The organism is Nostoc sp. JL34 (assembly GCF_017114945.1).
In the GTDB taxonomy this organism is placed as follows: domain Bacteria; phylum Cyanobacteriota; class Cyanobacteriia; order Cyanobacteriales; family Nostocaceae; genus Nostoc.
The window spans coordinates 1-16,355 of the sequence record NZ_JABXKQ010000083.1; the positions used below are offsets into that span (position 1 = coordinate 1).

Consider the following 16,355-nt stretch of genomic DNA (forward strand, 5'->3'; position numbering starts at 1 on the left):
ACAGAGTTTGATCTTGCTCACGAGTTAGAAATACTCTTAAACGAGCGCCCATATATAAGTCACCTCATGTCGATGCATTCTCTGTATTTACTTATCTTTACATAGTCTGGTTTTTTTATGCCCACCTACTTATTCTGCTAAGTCGAGAATTTGGGAAGGTGCTTCTATCAACAAACCAGATTGTTTTCGCACGTATGGACGGCGGGTAATAAGGAAATAGACACCACGCGGGAGATATCTGGGAAGATAAAAGAGATTTGAGCCTGGGGTTTGGTTGGTGCGGTTAACAGCATCCAAGGCATCAATAGCAATGATAAACTTTTGTTGAGGTTCTAGCTTGTCGCTGACTTGCTGAAGTAGGGAAGGTAGAGAGGTTTCTTGAGATGTCTGGGCGATTTGCGTGCAGATAGTAGCAATAAATTCCTCAGCGCGATTTTTGCCTGGGAGTTGGGCGTTGTAATAGAGAACGTGGGGATTTTCAGTGACGTACTTGGCAAGGATGGAACTTTTGCCGCTACCGGGTGCGCCAATTATGCTAAAGTAACCGCGATCGCAATGCTGGAGAAAGTTGGATATAGCGGTGAAGGCAAAGGCGCGACCAACAAAGTTTTGACTTTTTTCGAGAATGATTTGTTGAAATTCAGTTGGGTAGGAGGGGGAATTGATTGGCGTTGGGGGTCGAGGTGAAGTGTTCATATTTTATTAGACATTCTCCAACCGTAAAAAATGTACTCTTCCTGAAGAGTCTCCAGCCACAATTGCCACCCCATCCGGTGCAACAGCGCAGCAAGAAAATGGAGCTTCTCCTGTAAAAGTGGCAATTTCCTCCCCAGTTTCCAGATTCCAGAGTTTGAGTGTGTTGTCAAGTGAAGCAGAAATCACCCGCTTGCCATCGGGGGTGAGGGCTACTGCTGTTACCGAGTCGCTATGACCATTAAAAGTCCGCTCATCCTCCCCAGTTTCCAGATTCCAGAGTTTGAGTGTCCTGTCATCTGAAGCAGAAATCACCCGCTTATCATCGGGGGTGAGGGCTACTGCTCTTACCCAGTCGCTATGACCATTAAAAGTCCGCTCATGCTGCCTAGTTTTCAGATTCCAGAGTTTGAGTGTGTTGTCAAGTGAAGCAGAAATCACCCGCTTGCCATCGGGGGTGAGGGCTACTGCTGTTACCGAGTCGCTATGACCATTAAAAGTCCGCTCATCCTCCCCAGTTTCCAGATTCCAGAGTTTGAGTGTCCTGTCATCTGAAGCAGAAATCACCCGCTTGCCATCGGGGGTGAGGGCTACTGCTGTTACCGAGTCGCTATGACCATTAAAAGTCCGCTCATCCTCCCCAGTTTCCAGATTCCAGAGTTTGAGTGTCCTGTCATCTGAAGCAGAAATCACCCGCTTGCCATCGGGGGTGAGGGCTACTGCTGTTACCGAGTCGCTATGACCATTAAAAGTCCGCTCATCCTCCCCAGTTTCCAAATTCCAGAGTTTGAGTGTCCTGTCATTTGAAGCAGAAATCACCCGCTTGCCATCGGGGGTTAGGGCTACTGCTGTTACCACGCGGCTATGACCATTAAAAGTCCGCTCATCCTCCCCAGTTTCCAGATTCCAGAGTTTGAGTGTGTTGTCATTTGAAGCAGAAATCACCTGCTTGCCATCGAGGGTGAGGGCTACTGCTGTTACCCTGTCGCTATGACCATTAAAAGTCCGCTCATGCTGCCCAGTTTCCAGATTCCAGAGTTTAAGTGTGTTGTCATTTGAAGCAGAAATCACCCGCTTGCCATCGAGGGTGAGGGCTACTGCTCTTACCCAGTCGCTATGACCATTAAAAGTCCGCTCATCCTCTCCAGTTTCCAGATTCCAGAGTTTGAGTGTCCTGTCATTTGAAGCAGAAATCACCCGCTTGCCATTGGGGGTGAGGGCTACTGCTCTTACCGAGTTGCTATGACCATTAAAAGTCCGCTCATGCTGACCAGTTTCCAGATTCCAGAGTTTGAGTGTGTTGTCAAGTGAAGCAGAAATCACCCGCTTGCCATCGGGGGTGAGGGCTACTGCTGTTACCGAGTCGCTATGACCATTAAAAGTCCGCTCATCCTCCCCAGTTTCCAAATTCCAGAGTTTGAGTGTCCTGTCATCTGAAGCAGAAATCACCCGCTTGCCATCGGGGGTGAGGGCTACTGCTGTTACCGAGTCGCTATGACCATTAAAAGTCCGCTCATCCTCCCCAGTTTCCAGATTCCAGAGTTTGAGTGTGTTGTCATTTGAAGCAGAAATCACCCACTTGCCATCGGGGGTGAGGGCTACTGCTGTTACCGAGTCGCTATGACCATTAAAAGTCCGCTCATCCTCCCCAGTTTCCAAATTCCAGAGTTTGAGTGTCCTGTCATTGGTGATAAATTGAATAGTAGTCTTCTAGAATTTGTTTTTGTTTTCTCAAGAATTCCAGCCACTTACTCAAAAGCTCCAAGACATCATATTCATCTCGGCCAGTGATGCGGGCAATGGATTCACAGGAAATCGGTTTACCTACCTCAACCAGTACACAGAGGATAATCGCATTCGTCCGCTTGTCTGGAGTATCCATTTTCATCTGCTTCCAATGCTGTTCATAATAACCCTGAAGTTTCTCAGGTAATTCTTCTAAACTTAAGTTTTGATAATCTCCTCTAGCAATACTTGGTAAGACATAGTACAGGTACATGAAATTGTTTTCACTTTTTTGTGCTACCTGCTCAATAAAATATGGCGGCTGAATGTTGCGTTTTTGAATCCATGCCTTCAGACCATGATGCTCTGGCTCATCATTAATAAATGTACTAATGTACTCTTTCACATCTTTTCGATTCCAAACCTCATACTTATTTGCTGTTAAATCTAACTGCTGCTCTGGAACTTCTTCAGTCAACAAGCGCTTTTCATTTTGTGCATAGCGTCGCCTAGTTAGCAGAAAATATATCCTCTCTGGCAAATTTTTGGGTAAATCTAAAAGATTTCCTGACCCTGGTTGTTCGACTTCATCAAGTGCATCAACTACAATTACCAAGGGTTCACCAGCCGCCAGCTTTTCATTTACTTTCGTCAGCAAAGTAGGTAAATTATCATTGTCTGCATTCTGTAACTGATAGCGATTAATCAGTTGGTGACGAATACTTTGCAGAAATTGATCTGGTGTGTTGCGACCTTCTGCCCGAATATTGAAGTAGCAAATAGCTTTGTATTTAGAGACGGATTGGGCTGCGATCGCACTTTTCCCCATACCCGCATCCCCAATCACGGTAAAATAACCTTTGGGATGCTTTTTGAGGAAATCATTAAACTCATTAAATACAAATACCCGTCCGCAAAATGCCTTAGTTTTTTCTTCAATTAGTGCTTTAAACTCATCTGGATAAGAAGGCTGTTCTGTAGGTTCTGTAAATTTATTTAGGTGTTCTTGAAGTTCTACGTTAGTTATAAGTTGCCCTGGATTAATAGAGCGTTTTGCTATATTGACAAAAGCTTGATAGAATTCCTGAACCTGCGAAACATCTATTTTGGCTTTTTGTGCCTCACCTCTTAATAGACTCCATTCTTGGTGATTAAAATCTAATGGTTTATTTGAAAAAGCTTTTGAAAAAACCTTTCTTACTTTTTTATTGTCAAAAAATCTCAGGTTCATCTCAAACTGAGGTTTACTAAAACCATACTCTACTAAAGCATGAACATAAACATCGTCAAACTTTTCTGGAGGCTGTGCTGAATTAAGTCCTAACTTCTCTTTAATTTCAACTACAGTTCTGTTATGCTGAACTGTATTTATGATTGGGGAAACACTAGCAGCAGCAATAGCTTTAATTAAGAAGTTAATATCCATCTTTCCTGTGGTGGGAGCAGGTTGTGATACCCTTACCTTATCGCATATTTACTGAGTTACATTGCTTGCTAGTTCCCACGTTGGTGCAAGATGTGACGTAGAGTTATGTGTGGTGCGATCGCTAACCTACATTGACTCATTAGCGATCGCCACTTTATTCTCTGTCACTCTGAATGTAAAAGTTGTTCTTGTCAACATTGCAATATTTCTCCCAAACATTGCAACATTCATAAGTAACATTACAATATTTCTCATCAACATTGCAATATTCCTTATCAATACTGCAATATTCCTCATCAACATTACGACATTCATAAAGAACATTGTAATATTTCTCATCAACATTACAATATTCCTTATCAATACTGTAATATTCCTCATCAACATTACAATATTTCGGTATAACCTATTCCCCAGGCAAACAAAGTTGCTGCACTCTTTGAGGAAGTTGCCGACACATCTGCTGGAATCCTTGAGGATTAATTTGCCACCAAGCAAATAATCCCAGACTTGTACCCCCCACAAGCAACGCTAACACTCCCCCCAGCATTACCAAACGTTTACCCCGATTAGGTTTTGTAATTAAGGTTGGTGGAATATCTAGGCTGAGAATTGGTTCCTCTGGAATACCCAAATCTAGATCCAAATCTAGCAAAGTTTGCGAACTTTCTGTAAAAGAGGTTGGTTCTTGTAGTTCTTCTTCTTCCTCTTGTATTTCCGCTTCTATAATCTCTTCTGGCAACGCCGGAGTCACAGGTACTATGTATTCTGGAGAGACACGGCAATAAGTGAGAACAACCGACGTATTATCACGCCCATTTTTTTCGTTTGCCAGATTAATCCAGTTGCGAACAGCATCTTCAATTGTCAGTTGACCTGTTAATACGGGTATTGCATAATTCTGCCAAGATTGTTCCACCCAGTTATTATCACTTAAACCATCAGAACACAGTAGCAAGATGCCATCTTCTTCCACAATGAATCGCTGAACCTTAAGACGCAAAGATTCTGAATTCCTTGTCCCCAATGCTTGAGTTAAGGCACTAGCATCTGGTCTAAATAGCGCTTTTCGATACAAGCTTTTAGCAAAGCGGACTTCCCGCGTTGCCACATCATCATCTACTGTCAGTAGCTGGCAATAATTGCGAGTAATCCAATAAGCACGGCTATCGCCAACATTAGCCAAGTAAAGTTCATGGGTATTATTTGATTGCCAGCCAGTACTTGTCTGCACTCGTTGTGGAACTTGCAGCGCCATAACAATAGTTGTAGCCATGCGTTCTTTACCTTGGCGTTTTTGTTCATTGTTGCGGGCACAAATCAGATTATTTACCACCCGTAAACTTGCTTCTAATTGTTCCTGCAACAACTCTGGTGGTACAAGTCCAGTTTGTTCTGTCACCTCAGCTAGTAAAGCGCGAATTTGCAATTTTATAGACTGCACAGCCAACTGACTAGCAACCTCGCCGCCTTCATGTCCGCCAATGCCATCGCAAACAATCGACAAGTGGCGCAATAAAGGTTCATCTAAATCGCTCAAAGTATTGGGGTAGCAAGCATCTTCATTTTGCGCCATAATTGGGCCAATATCTGTAGAGCCTGCCACCTTCAAGACTAATGGCAATTCTGCCGCAGCTGCTAGTAGTAAATTATTGAGTTGAATATTAATCGCCTCTAACTCAATCTCAGTTTCACACATCTGCTGGACTATGTTTTGTAAGCCTTTAGCTACTGATGCCTTTGCAGACACTACCCAAAACTGCCAACACTCGCCCAGATTTTGTAAACTTAGCTTCTCATCTGCTGGTGTTTGGTAGAGTTCCAGCAGTCGCACACACCAACCTTGGACTCTCAAGTTGTCTGCTAGCAATAAACTGTGGCTAAGTCCCAATTCTGATAAAGGTGTCCAAAGTTGGAGAATTTGCCACAGCCAATAAACTTGTCGGACTGCTGTGGCTTGCTCCCATGCCTCAACAATAGTTGGATAGATATTTCCTGTCTTATCTATCGGCGCATTTTCCAATAAGAGGATATCAGTTGTATCTTCATCTTCCTCAAGGTTACTAGCAAACCCATAAGCCTGGGGCAGATGCAACCGCTCTTGATATAACCGTAGATAAGGAATTACTGCTGTGGGCAACTCTTCAGGAACATCTGGCGGTAGTCCCGGTTGAGTATCCAGCCAAATCTGCTGCTTAATTACCTCATACCTATCTGCAACCTTTGTACCTGGTGAGATTTGAGCAGACAATGAGCCAGTCGCCCACAAATAACGGTGAACTAAAGGAGTTTGGCAACTGGCACAAACGCTATCTCCCATCGGATTAATGGGGTTATTACAGCGTGGATTTATACAAAAAATAATCAGTTGAGTAGAAATCATAAAGGTATAAATTATAAGAAACTAATCAACTCATGAACTTCGATTAATTTTAGCTGGCAATGAATTGAAGCCTAGAATAAACTGGACTTGTGTACCGCTAGCTACACCCTGTTACTGAAATTAATCAAAATTATTGGTATAAATACCAAGTTTTGTTTTCTGTAAATAACTTACGTCTGGCTGTATCTAATCGTAGAAATGCATTTACGTCAATGTAGAGACTAGGATGACGCTATGCCAAGTTTTACCTTAATCTGGCTTCTGGCAGGAGCAGTTCTGTGTTTAATGGAACTGTTCTTACCATCGGCGTTTGTCGCCTTCATGATGGGAATTAGCGCTTTTGTAGTGGCGCTGCTGTCTGGAGTGGGTTTGGGAAGTGTATGGTTGCAAATTGTGGTTTGGCTGTTGCTTTCCACAGCACTAATCGTACTTTCTCGTCGGTTTTTGCAACCAAGACAACGCAAATCGAAAATTCGGGATGCAGTCATAGCTGAAACCTTAACAGAGATTCTGCCTGGGAAAACAGGGCGGGTGCTGTATGAGGGAAATTCTTGGCAAGCACGATGTGACGATGACAAATTCACCGTACCACCCCATCAAAGAGTTTATGTGGTTAGGAGGGAAGGTACTACTTTGATTGTGATACCAGAAAATCTGTTGAATTCTTAGTTAATGGGCATTGGGCATGGGGAAGAAATGAATCTCTATTTTCTAATCTCTCCCACTCTTAACTCCTAACTCCCTATTCCCTATTCCCTATTCCCTACTCTCTTTATTAAAAATTAGGAGATTCACAATGGAACAGTTTTTTTTACTAGTATTTTTAGCTCTTGGTGGTTCTGCCGTCGCAGGTTCTGTAAAAGTTGTCAATCAGGGCAATCAAGCTTTGGTGGAAAGATTGGGTAGTTATAACAAAAAACTGGAACCAGGACTAAACTTTGTCGTTCCTTTCCTAGATAGAGTTGTCTATCGAGAAACTATCCGAGAAAAAGTCTTAGATATTCCTCCTCAACAATGTATCACTCGTGACAACGTTGGCATTGAGGTAGATGCAGTGTTTTACTGGCGCATTGTGGATATGGAAAAAGCCTGGTACAAGGTAGAAAATCTCCAGTCAGCAATGGTAAACATGGTGCTGACTCAAATTCGTGCCGAAATGGGACAACTGGAGTTGGATCAAACCTTTACTGCTCGTTCCCACATCAGTGAACTTTTATTACAAGATTTGGACGTTGCTACCGATCCTTGGGGTGTGAAAGTTACACGGGTAGAACTGCGAGATATTATTCCGTCTCAGGCAGTGCGAGAATCGATGGAATTGCAAATGTCGGCAGAACGACGCAAACGGGCAGCAATTTTAACTTCTGAGGGCGAACGCGAATCTGCTGTTAATAGTGCTAGAGGTAAGGCTGAAGCGCAAATATTAGATGCCGAAGCTCGTCAAAAATCGACAGTTCTGCAAGCAGAAGCTGAACAAAAGGCGATCGTTTTGAAAGCTCAAGGGGAACGTCAGCAGCAAGTTTTGAAAGCCCAGGCGATCGCAGAATCAGCAGAAATTATTGCCCAAAAGCTCCAGACAAATCCCAATGCCAATAAAGCAGTAGAAGTTCTATTTGCCTTGGGCTATTTGGATATGGGCGCGACAATTGGTAAAAGCGATAGCAGCAAGGTCTTGTTTATAGATCCGCGCACTATTCCTGCTGCTTTCGAGGGTATGCGCTCAGTTATCTCAAATGGTCAAGTTGACTCTAACGAATTGTTTTCTAAGCAAATCCCAGGATTGGAAAATAATCGTTCTAGTTAAGAGTACAGAGTGGGGACAAGGGGACAAGTTTCTTCCTTGTCTCTTCCCAATAACTAATGACTATTCGATAAAATTACAATGGCTAGTAAAGGGAATGCGATGTCTACGATGGGCTGTTCGGTGTCGCATTACTTGTCTAATTCTTTTCGCGATCAAATAATCAAGTTTTGATAAATTGTAAATTATGACATTATCTATTCAGCCAACCACAGCATTAAGTTTAGAAGAGTTCTTAAAACTACCAGAGACAAAACCAGCAAGCGAGTATTTTAACGGGCGAATATATCAAAAAACTATGCCACAAGGAGAACACAGTACATTACAAATTGAATTAGCTTCTGCCATAAATCAAGTTGCAAAACTACAAAAATTAGCTTATGCCTTTCCTGAATTACGCTGTACATTTGAAGGTCGTTCAATAGTACCAGATATTGCTGTGTTTGAATGGCAAAGAATTCCATTGCTTCCTAATGGGAAAATGACAAATAAATTTGAGATTCCTCCAGATTGGATAATCGAAATTCTCTCACCAGAACAATCACCCAACCGAGTTATCAGTAAAATTACATTTTCTATTCAGAATGGAGCAAAGCTAGGTTGGTTGCTCGATTCTGCTGATGAGTCAATTATGATTTTTGAACCCAACAAATTACCAGAATTAAAAGAAAAGCAAGATATTTTACCCGTTTTAAATATTTTAGAAAATTGGCAACTAACAGTTGCAGATGTATTTAGTTGGTTGAGTTTTGTTTGAATCAAACCTACTTCAGTTTCATTGAGTAGTAATTGTTCAACTGCATCGCTTAAAGCTTCTCTTCAATACAAAGAAGCGATAACGCTTGTATCTAAATAAATCAATGACGTTCCTCTATACGCGCATTGATGACAGTTGGGCTCAATGATTCACCCTTAATCGTAAGAGAATCACGAAATTGTTTCATACTTGCTAATCGTTCTTCCTTTTGTAGCGGAGGAACTAAACGAGCTACAGCTTTATCTTGCTCTAGCAAAATTACTTCTTCTCCCCTAGCTACTCGTTCTAAGAGAGATTTTAAATTTATAGCTGCTTCTTCAACGCTAATTCTCAACACTTCATTACTCCTCTAGTTAGACTTAACCAGCTCGCGTGCAGAAAACATAAGATTGGGTGACTACTGACCAATCTCAGTAGCTTGATTTACCTGGCATTGACTGCACAACCCAAAAAACTCTAGGGTGTGGTAAAAAACTTTAAACTTATGGCTGGATTCTAACTGATCTTCTAAGTCATGAACGGGGCATTGATGAATCGGAATGGAGACACCACATTGCAAGCAAGTTAGGTGGTGTTTGTCTTGCTGCGCTAGGCTATAGAGGGCTTCACCATTAGCCAAATTCCGCACTTGTACCATGCCTTCGAGTTTTAAGGCTTCTAAAGAGCGGTAAACTGTCGCTAAACCCATGCTCTGATTGGTATTACGTAGTTCTACGTAAATATCCTGGGCAGAAATGCCTTTTTTGATCGTTTTCAGTAAGTTGAAAATACGCTCTTGACTGCGGGTGCGTATAGCTCTCATAGACAATTGTTTAAATATGCCACTGTAGTTGAAGCTGTTAGATGGGCTAATTGGTCAATTAACTTTAACCGCTTCGTAATCTTATTTTCACTCAGTTGGAGCAGAAAGTTATAGTATAGCGATCGCAGCATTCAGAAAAAGCCCGTGCAAACCAAGTATCTAGCCAAAATTTTCGTGACCCTTCGTCCTTCAGTTTTAGACCCCGCTGGTGTCGCTGTACAATCTGGTCTTAAGCAACTGGGATACGAGAACGTTGACCAGGTGCGGATTGGCAAGTACATTGAACTCACCATCACCTCTACTGATGAGAAGAAAGCCCGTCAAGACCTCGATAATATTTGCGACCAAATGCTATCAAATCCCGTAATTGAAAATTACCGCTTTGATTTGATTGAGGTCGAAACTCAAACTGGGGTATTTTAGGGATTGGGCATGGGGCATTGGGCATTGGGCATTGAGCATTGCTTCTCCCTCATCCCCCTCATCTCCCTCATCCCCCTCATCTCCCCTTGACTAATGACTAAATTCGGTGTTGTTGTTTTTCCCGGTTCTAATTGCGATCGCGATGTTGCTTATGTAACTAGAGACTTGCTCTCACAACCGACTCGCATGGTTTGGCATCAAGAAACAGACATTGCTGATTTGGATGTCGTGATCATTCCTGGTGGTTTTAGTTACGGGGATTATTTACGCTGCGGTGCGATCGCGCGTTTTTCACCCGTAATGCAGCAGGTTGTGGAACACGCCCAAAAAGGTAAGTTTGTCCTCGGTATTTGCAATGGTTTTCAGGTATTAACTGAGGTCGGACTTTTGCCGGGGGTGTTAACTAGAAATCGGGATTTGCATTTTATTTGCGATCGCGTCCCTTTGAAAGTTGAGCGGACTAATCTCTCATGGACACAAGCTTATAGCACTGGTGAAGTGATCACTTTGCCCATAGCCCACGGAGAGGGGCGATTCTACGCCGATGCAGCCACTCTCGCAGAAATGGAAGATAACGGGCAAGTCTTGTTCCGCTATGAAGGCGAAAATCCCAACGGTTCGCTGAACAATATTGCCGGGATTTGCGATCGTCGAGGCAATGTATTGGGGATGATGCCGCACCCAGAAAGGGCATCAGACGCAATGCTGGGGGGTAGTGATGGCTTGAGGTTGTTTCAAGGCTTGTTAGATAAGGTAGCGGCATTAGCGTAGAGCAAATATCAGGCGAATAAATTGGGTTAAAGAGCGATCGCTGTCTGAAAGATAGATGAACATCTTCTACAGACGGCGATTTATCATAATTTACCTACCAAACTGTGTCTATTAACAATTATTAAGCTTCAAATTTTATCAGCTAATGAGAAGATTTATACTAAATAATTATCACGAGTATTATTGATAACGCTTAGGAGTTAAAAAAGTGAATAGGATAACAGTTGGACAAGATTTAAACTATGTAGATTATACTGATTTATTAGCAAAAATATTATTAGTTTTACAGAAATAAAATCAGAAAATATTTAAAATTTCTAATGGTGGTAAGCATTTACAGATCGATATTGACAACATAGCTAGTGAAGTTGCCAATTTACAGATAGAAAATCCCTTGGGAGCATCTGCTAATAGTGTACGTACTGCCACAGTAAATATTAGCCCAGGATCTGAAGATAAGTTTCGTACTCAAATTCGCGCAATTAAAGATTGTGTCAACAAACTATTAAAATCATCACTATAAAATAGTGAATCAATAGAGGACTTTGTTAACAAATTAATTACAGATTTGTCAACATTTAAAGGTAAAACACCCAACTTAGACTTTACCTATCCTTTTATTTCTTATGAAAACCTGTAAAAGCAACGGTTAACTTTTAATAAAAAAACTCCTAAAAATTGAGAATTGCTGAAAGTTCATAAATTAACTATTTCTGTGCAGAAAAACCGTGATTTTGATGCAGAATTACGAAAGGGTTTAGAAAACTATATGAAAGTTAAATTTGCAGGTGCGAGTTCCGCAGAAAAAGAAGACTTAGAATATAGTCTGCTAGTAGTGCCTATTGCTAATAACACCTTAGAGGAAACTTATCAAATGCGGCTGGCCATATAGCAAACTATGCCAATGAAGAACTATGGCGGAATGTGCAGCAAATTAGCCATCGTAAATCTTATCCAGAAAGCTTACGTTTTGCTATCAAAGATGCCATAGAATTAGTGAATAAGCTGAGGGATGGTCTACAGAAAACACAGCGACTTGAGCAGAACAGCCAGCATTTAGATCAATATTATGCCTTCCCATTATTTGCTTTTATTAGCGGTGATGTGATGAGTGAATATTTTGCCAATGAACCTGAAGAACCAGAAGACCAAAGCTTTCGAGATATTCTAGCTATATATATCCGCTTGCTGTATCCTGTTGGTAATATTCTGCCTATTGGTCACAAGTATCAAGATTTTCCTTTTGTTGTTTTTAGAAGTTATAGCCTGCAAGAAGTTAGGCAAAAAGTTTTTACAGAAAAGTATATTTTAAGTTCCAATGAGTTGAATATACTGAATTTGATTCTTTCTCAAAAAGCTTAGTATAGCTAGACGCTGATATTTTTGGCGAATGGCTTTATTGAACTCCGAGAGTGCTTCCTGTATATTTGCTAGCAAAATACAGAAGTAGCTTTTCTTGGTGTAGGTTTTGCTAAGTTCAAGTTTAAGGCTAATGGTTTCATTCTAGTATCTATAATCACGATATTATCCAAACTGACTTGATAAATTGCTAATTACACGAACAAAATAAGGCATAGCAAATTTATATAAGCAGGTAGATTATCTGATGACTATTCCAGAGTCAATTAAACAATTCATCACATGGATACAAGGTTTTGACCATCGTGTTTTATCTAACAAAGATGATGTAAAAGAAAAGTTTATTTTTCCAATGTTTCACTATCTCTGTTATCCAGAAAAATGTCATAATGAATACCATTTTGCAAAAAATAAATCAGGAAACTATGATATAAATTACGAAAATGCTCAGATTTATTTTGCAACAGATAATGTTAAGCAGCAGAATACAGATACGTCACTAATTTTTATAAAAGCACTAGAACCAGAAAAAACTAAATTAAATGATGCTATTGAGCAAACTAGATTTTATAGTAATCATTTTAATACACTGTTTTTTATTGTCTCTAACGGATATAAAATAAAGATTTTTAAACGCCTACATGACTATAGAGAAGAATTGGTATTTGATATAAATATAGATGAATTGAGGAATAATAACACTGCTTCAAATTTTTATAATCAACTAAATTTTTATTCAGTTAAAAACATCGATAAAAATACAGCAGGTTTAATACATACTAAATATGACTTAATAGAAAAAATTATCCAATGCTATCCAGATTTTCAGGATATTTTAGAAAAAGGTGATTTTGAGCCTTTGATAATGCGAGAAAGCTACCGCTTAGTTGTTGTGAAACCGAAAGTTGCGATCGCCTGTAATTTACCCAAAGCTTTTGGAGAAGGTAATTGTCAAATAGAATTCAGTAGTATTCTTTTTAAAGGTTTAAAAATTCACTTAAATCATCAAGATATTTTAGGTCAATTAATGACAGGATTACATACCCAGCCAGATTGGGATTGTCGTCGTTTTTTGAAAAAACTAGATAAAGATAATTTTATAGTAAATTTAGGTCAAATAACAGTCATTTTATCAAAATTAGAAGCAACAGACTTGTGTTTGTGTGTTGATGAAATTTGTCATAAATATCAAAATTTAATAATTGAATTTGAGAATACTCTAGAAACATGGGATTTTAAATTTATAAAGTTTTCAGAAGTTCGCGGTTTTATGCTATTTTCTGTAAAACAAGAGTTATGGGAGTTGATGCAGCAGTTTGCTAAGGAATTTGATTATAAGAAAGGTAAATCAGGATGGCATCTATTTCATAGAGAAAATATATCAATTCGAGTGAGTCGAGGAATTCGCGACCATACATTTATCTTCCCAAAATTTGACAGAGATTTATCTTTATTACCTAGCAATCAAGTTAATATAATCTACGAACTAAATAATATCAATTTACAATCTATTGAAAGAGCTAAATTTGGCTTGTGGCAGCAAGATATTGGAGTACGAGGAACTTGGACAGCTAGATATACCAAACAGTGGTTATTAGATAAATATATTCCCAAGGTTATTAATTATTACTCAAAAAAATCCCAATTATCTGAATCTGAATTGCTAGCAAAAATAACAAATTACAGAAGTGAACGTGCGCTGATCAAAGAAATTGATAATATTGGAGATTTAGTACCTTATCTTCGTGATATACAATCTTGGCTTCATATCCATGTGGAAAATATTGCAGCTTCGCTATTGAAACCATATTACCAAGCCTATACAAATTTAGTGCGTAATACAGATTCTTCTATAACAGGTATAGACTATATTTTCGGAAATTTGCGGAGAGTTGAGTGGAAAAATACGCCAGAAGAAAATTATAGCAATTCCACAGACTGGAAAAACTTGACTTTTAAATATGCTATAGATTGCTTAGATAAACAAGTATTAAGAATAAATAATAGTGAATACGAGAATAGTTTCAAGGCAGATTTAATAACTCGGATATTTATTTGGATTATAGAAAATGGTAAAATATCTTTTTCACAAGCTCAGTTAAATGCTGCTAAACAGGCTTTACTACCACTTTGGGAACAAAGTCGCTTTGAAATGCGCTATATCTATCCTAATCAATAAAATTACATAATCTGCTGTAAATCCAACACAAATCCAGGTAGTACATTTTCTCCTGATAAACTAGCAGGATTGTCTAATATCTCTACATCTTTACCTGAACGGTAAATTTGCACTCGCTTATTTTTCCGGTCAATTAACCAGCCTAATTGAGTACCATTTTCGATATACTCCTGCATTTTCTCTTGCAATTCTTTCAAAGAATCAGTACGAGAACGCAACTCTACTACAAAATCAGGACAAATGGGGGCAAATTTTTCTTGTTGTTCTGGGGTTAAAGCATTCCATCGCTCAATTTTTACCCAAGAAACATCAGGAGAACGTTCTGCACCATTAGGTAAAGTGAAACCAGTTGAAGAGTCAAAACCTTTGCCTAATTTAGTCTGTTTATTCCAGATTCCTAATTCAACAACCATATCAAAGTTACGGTTACCAGTATCACTACCTGTAGGTGGCATAATTAATAATTCCCCTGATGCTGTACGCTCAAATCGATAATCGCGGTTTTTCTGACACATCTGGAAAAATTGCTCATCAGTCAAATCGATTTTCAATTTGAGTGTAGAAGGGAAAGTGGTTGTTGTGGCGTTCATAGGCTATTGTCTACATCTTACTTTCTAGTGTAGTGCTGTGTGGGGTGCGTAGACATAGCCCGTCGTAGACATCGCATCAACATAAATCTGCTTGACATAGAGTCAAAGTCTTCAGTATAAAGCTGTACTAGTATAAGATTTTCGGCAGCGATCGCTCTTTGTAAGGTAAGATTGATCCGATCGCTAAACTTTATCTTTAGGATTCAGGATGAACGGAGATATCTTTACAGATTCTCTCATCTATATTTGTATTAATTATATTCTCGATAGTTACAAAGTCATTTTTAATAAAGTGCCGCCAAGATTCCTGCACTTTATTCATTAATTCCTCAAGATCAGCATCTTCATAATCTTTAGGATTGAGAACAGATTTTGTGTAAATAGTTGTCCATTTTGGTGTTAAGGTTTTCTTCTTAAAAGGAGGTATATTTTTCTGGGATATTTCATGTATTTTTTCGCGTATGTATTTATCCTCATTAGGATAAATTAGCACTTTTACTATTAAGCCTTGAGGATAATTTTCAAATTGAAAACTCAAGGGTAACTTATTCTGTTCCCATTTTTTAGGGATGATGCCTATGTATCCCTTACTCCAAAAATATACAGATATTTTTTGACAGTCAATCTCTCGATTTAGGAATTCGTGAATTCTTGTAGCAATTTCTGATTGTAAGTCTGGACGATGCTCAAAAATTAAATCTAGAGCGTGTTTATGCTTAGTGTATATTTTACGGCAAAGTTCAGCGACTTCTGAATCACTCACAATATGTCTCCTAATTAATGTAGAATAATGAGTTATCAAGGTGTAAACATCTATACCAATTGTAGATTTATAGCTTATACAAATGCTATCGATTATCTCAGCTATTTTAGAATAGTTATATATTCTCCAATTCTTTTGAGATGGCGGATCACCTACTGGTGTTAAATAAATTAAAATTGCTCGACAATCTTTAAATTCTTGCTCAACCGTCCTTTGATATTTTATTAATTTATGTATACCTTCTCCAGCGTCAATTTTATTTTCTATCGCACATACTAGTTTATTGCGAGGAGAGTGTATGAGAATATCAATATTTTGCCACTCACGTCTAACATCAGCATCTGTAAAATCAGCTATATCTATATCAACGGGACTAACTTTTGTATACTTTTCGTCTGTAGGCTCATACACTTCTAACAGCACTCGCTTAAGAAATCGCTTGAGAAAAATATCATCAAGTCTATGGTTTTCAGATGGATTTAACAGAAATGCTAAAAAATTTGAATGACGTAATTCTTGACGAACTACACCAATCGCCTCAAAAATATTAAATTGAGCGAGTTTTAATTCCAGTTTTTCTAAGTCTTCATTATCAACAATCAAACTTTCCAGCAATACTCGTTCTGTGGGGGGCATTGTCATTACTACTGAATTTTTTACTGGTACGACAGTTGTATTATTCC

The 16,355-nt window shown here is 39.2% G+C and carries 16 protein-coding genes; 8 read left to right on the forward strand and 8 right to left on the reverse strand.

The window, feature by feature from the left end; translation table 11 throughout:
* Positions 1-129: 129 nt before the first annotated feature.
* The 4 genes from HWQ44_RS15745 to HWQ44_RS15760 form a co-directional block, all read right to left on the reverse strand.
* Complete coding sequence (locus tag HWQ44_RS15745; RefSeq protein WP_292720123.1) at positions 130-696, reverse strand: AAA family ATPase; 567 nt, start codon at positions 694-696, stop codon at positions 130-132.
* 6 nt (positions 697-702) lie between these two features.
* Positions 703-2,352, reverse strand: coding sequence for a WD40 repeat domain-containing protein (locus HWQ44_RS15750; protein ID WP_292720126.1), 1,650 nt, complete (start codon positions 2,350-2,352; stop codon positions 703-705).
* 22 nt (positions 2,353-2,374) lie between these two features.
* Entirely contained in the window at positions 2,375-3,844 is a 1,470-nt protein-coding gene (locus HWQ44_RS15755) for an AAA family ATPase (RefSeq protein WP_292720129.1), read from the reverse strand.
* Positions 3,845-4,250: 406 nt separating this feature from the next.
* The gene (locus HWQ44_RS15760) at positions 4,251-6,227 is read right to left on the reverse strand and encodes a protein phosphatase 2C domain-containing protein (RefSeq protein ID WP_292720132.1); all 1,977 of its coding nucleotides are present in this window, start codon (positions 6,225-6,227) and stop codon (positions 4,251-4,253) included.
* Positions 6,228-6,461: 234 nt separating this feature from the next.
* Here HWQ44_RS15760 and HWQ44_RS15765 point away from each other — a divergent pair, with 234 nt between their 5' ends.
* The 3 genes from HWQ44_RS15765 to HWQ44_RS15775 all read left to right on the forward strand — a co-directional run bounded on the left by HWQ44_RS15765 (position 6,462) and on the right by HWQ44_RS15775 (position 8,785).
* Positions 6,462-6,896: an NfeD family protein gene (locus tag HWQ44_RS15765; RefSeq protein ID WP_292720135.1), complete on the forward strand. Its 435-nt coding sequence runs from the start codon at positions 6,462-6,464 to the stop codon at positions 6,894-6,896.
* Positions 6,897-7,023: 127 nt separating this feature from the next.
* Positions 7,024-8,031 carry an SPFH domain-containing protein gene (locus tag HWQ44_RS15770; RefSeq protein WP_292720137.1) on the forward strand — a complete coding sequence of 336 codons (1,008 nt, stop codon included), beginning with the start codon at positions 7,024-7,026 and terminating at the stop codon, positions 8,029-8,031.
* Between the two features lie 184 nt (positions 8,032-8,215).
* Entirely contained in the window at positions 8,216-8,785 is a 570-nt protein-coding gene (locus HWQ44_RS15775; protein ID WP_292720140.1) for a Uma2 family endonuclease, read from the forward strand.
* A 100-nt stretch (positions 8,786-8,885) separates the two neighbouring features.
* Here HWQ44_RS15775 and HWQ44_RS15780 read toward each other — a convergent pair whose 3' ends face one another.
* Both HWQ44_RS15780 and HWQ44_RS15785 read right to left on the reverse strand, forming a co-directional pair.
* Positions 8,886-9,122: a type II toxin-antitoxin system Phd/YefM family antitoxin gene (locus HWQ44_RS15780; protein WP_292720141.1), complete on the reverse strand. Its 237-nt coding sequence runs from the start codon at positions 9,120-9,122 to the stop codon at positions 8,886-8,888.
* Positions 9,123-9,182: 60 nt separating this feature from the next.
* Positions 9,183-9,587, reverse strand: coding sequence for a Fur family transcriptional regulator (locus HWQ44_RS15785; protein ID WP_292720144.1), 405 nt, complete (start codon positions 9,585-9,587; stop codon positions 9,183-9,185).
* A gap of 144 nt (positions 9,588-9,731) precedes the next feature.
* Here HWQ44_RS15785 and purS point away from each other — a divergent pair, with 144 nt between their 5' ends.
* From purS to HWQ44_RS15810, 5 genes are all read left to right on the forward strand, one after another.
* Positions 9,732-10,010 carry a phosphoribosylformylglycinamidine synthase subunit PurS gene (purS, locus tag HWQ44_RS15790; RefSeq protein WP_292720146.1) on the forward strand — a complete coding sequence of 93 codons (279 nt, stop codon included), beginning with the start codon at positions 9,732-9,734 and terminating at the stop codon, positions 10,008-10,010.
* 93 nt (positions 10,011-10,103) lie between these two features.
* Positions 10,104-10,781 carry a phosphoribosylformylglycinamidine synthase subunit PurQ gene (gene purQ / locus HWQ44_RS15795; RefSeq protein ID WP_292720149.1) on the forward strand — a complete coding sequence of 226 codons (678 nt, stop codon included), beginning with the start codon at positions 10,104-10,106 and terminating at the stop codon, positions 10,779-10,781.
* Positions 10,782-11,496: 715 nt separating this feature from the next.
* Complete coding sequence (locus HWQ44_RS15800) at positions 11,497-11,673, forward strand: hypothetical protein (protein WP_292720151.1); 177 nt, start codon at positions 11,497-11,499, stop codon at positions 11,671-11,673.
* A gap of 32 nt (positions 11,674-11,705) precedes the next feature.
* Positions 11,706-12,143, forward strand: a complete 438-nt coding sequence (locus HWQ44_RS15805; protein WP_292720154.1) for a hypothetical protein — start codon at positions 11,706-11,708, stop codon at positions 12,141-12,143.
* Between the two features lie 244 nt (positions 12,144-12,387).
* Positions 12,388-14,319, forward strand: a complete 1,932-nt coding sequence (locus HWQ44_RS15810; RefSeq protein WP_292720157.1) for a hypothetical protein — start codon at positions 12,388-12,390, stop codon at positions 14,317-14,319.
* A gap of 2 nt (positions 14,320-14,321) precedes the next feature.
* Here the strand turns inward: HWQ44_RS15810 and HWQ44_RS15815 are convergent, their stop codons facing one another.
* Positions 14,322-14,909: a Uma2 family endonuclease gene (locus tag HWQ44_RS15815; RefSeq protein WP_292720158.1), complete on the reverse strand. Its 588-nt coding sequence runs from the start codon at positions 14,907-14,909 to the stop codon at positions 14,322-14,324.
* 196 nt (positions 14,910-15,105) lie between these two features.
* On the reverse strand, positions 15,106-16,308 hold the full coding sequence (locus HWQ44_RS15820; protein ID WP_292720160.1) for a PD-(D/E)XK nuclease family protein: 1,203 nt from the start codon (positions 16,306-16,308) through the stop codon (positions 15,106-15,108).
* Positions 16,309-16,355: the final 47 nt, after the last annotated feature.

Excerpts from the sequence above, each read along its gene's own strand:
- HWQ44_RS15745 (WP_292720123.1), bottom strand. The coding sequence starts at position 696 with ATGAACACTTCACCTCGACCCCCAACGCCAATCAATTCCCCCTCCTAC.
- HWQ44_RS15755 (WP_292720129.1), bottom strand. The coding sequence starts at position 3,844 with ATGGATATTAACTTCTTAATTAAAGCTATTGCTGCTGCTAGTGTTTCC.
- HWQ44_RS15760 (WP_292720132.1), bottom strand. The coding sequence starts at position 6,227 with ATGATTTCTACTCAACTGATTATTTTTTGTATAAATCCACGCTGTAAT.
- HWQ44_RS15765 (WP_292720135.1), top strand. The coding sequence starts at position 6,462 with ATGCCAAGTTTTACCTTAATCTGGCTTCTGGCAGGAGCAGTTCTGTGT.
- HWQ44_RS15770 (WP_292720137.1), top strand. The coding sequence starts at position 7,024 with ATGGAACAGTTTTTTTTACTAGTATTTTTAGCTCTTGGTGGTTCTGCC.
- HWQ44_RS15775 (WP_292720140.1), top strand. The coding sequence starts at position 8,216 with ATGACATTATCTATTCAGCCAACCACAGCATTAAGTTTAGAAGAGTTC.
- HWQ44_RS15785 (WP_292720144.1), bottom strand. The coding sequence starts at position 9,587 with ATGAGAGCTATACGCACCCGCAGTCAAGAGCGTATTTTCAACTTACTG.
- purQ (WP_292720149.1), top strand. The coding sequence starts at position 10,104 with ATGACTAAATTCGGTGTTGTTGTTTTTCCCGGTTCTAATTGCGATCGC.
- HWQ44_RS15810 (WP_292720157.1), top strand. The coding sequence starts at position 12,388 with ATGACTATTCCAGAGTCAATTAAACAATTCATCACATGGATACAAGGT.
- HWQ44_RS15815 (WP_292720158.1), bottom strand. The coding sequence starts at position 14,909 with ATGAACGCCACAACAACCACTTTCCCTTCTACACTCAAATTGAAAATC.
- HWQ44_RS15820 (WP_292720160.1), bottom strand. The coding sequence starts at position 16,308 with ATGCCCCCCACAGAACGAGTATTGCTGGAAAGTTTGATTGTTGATAAT.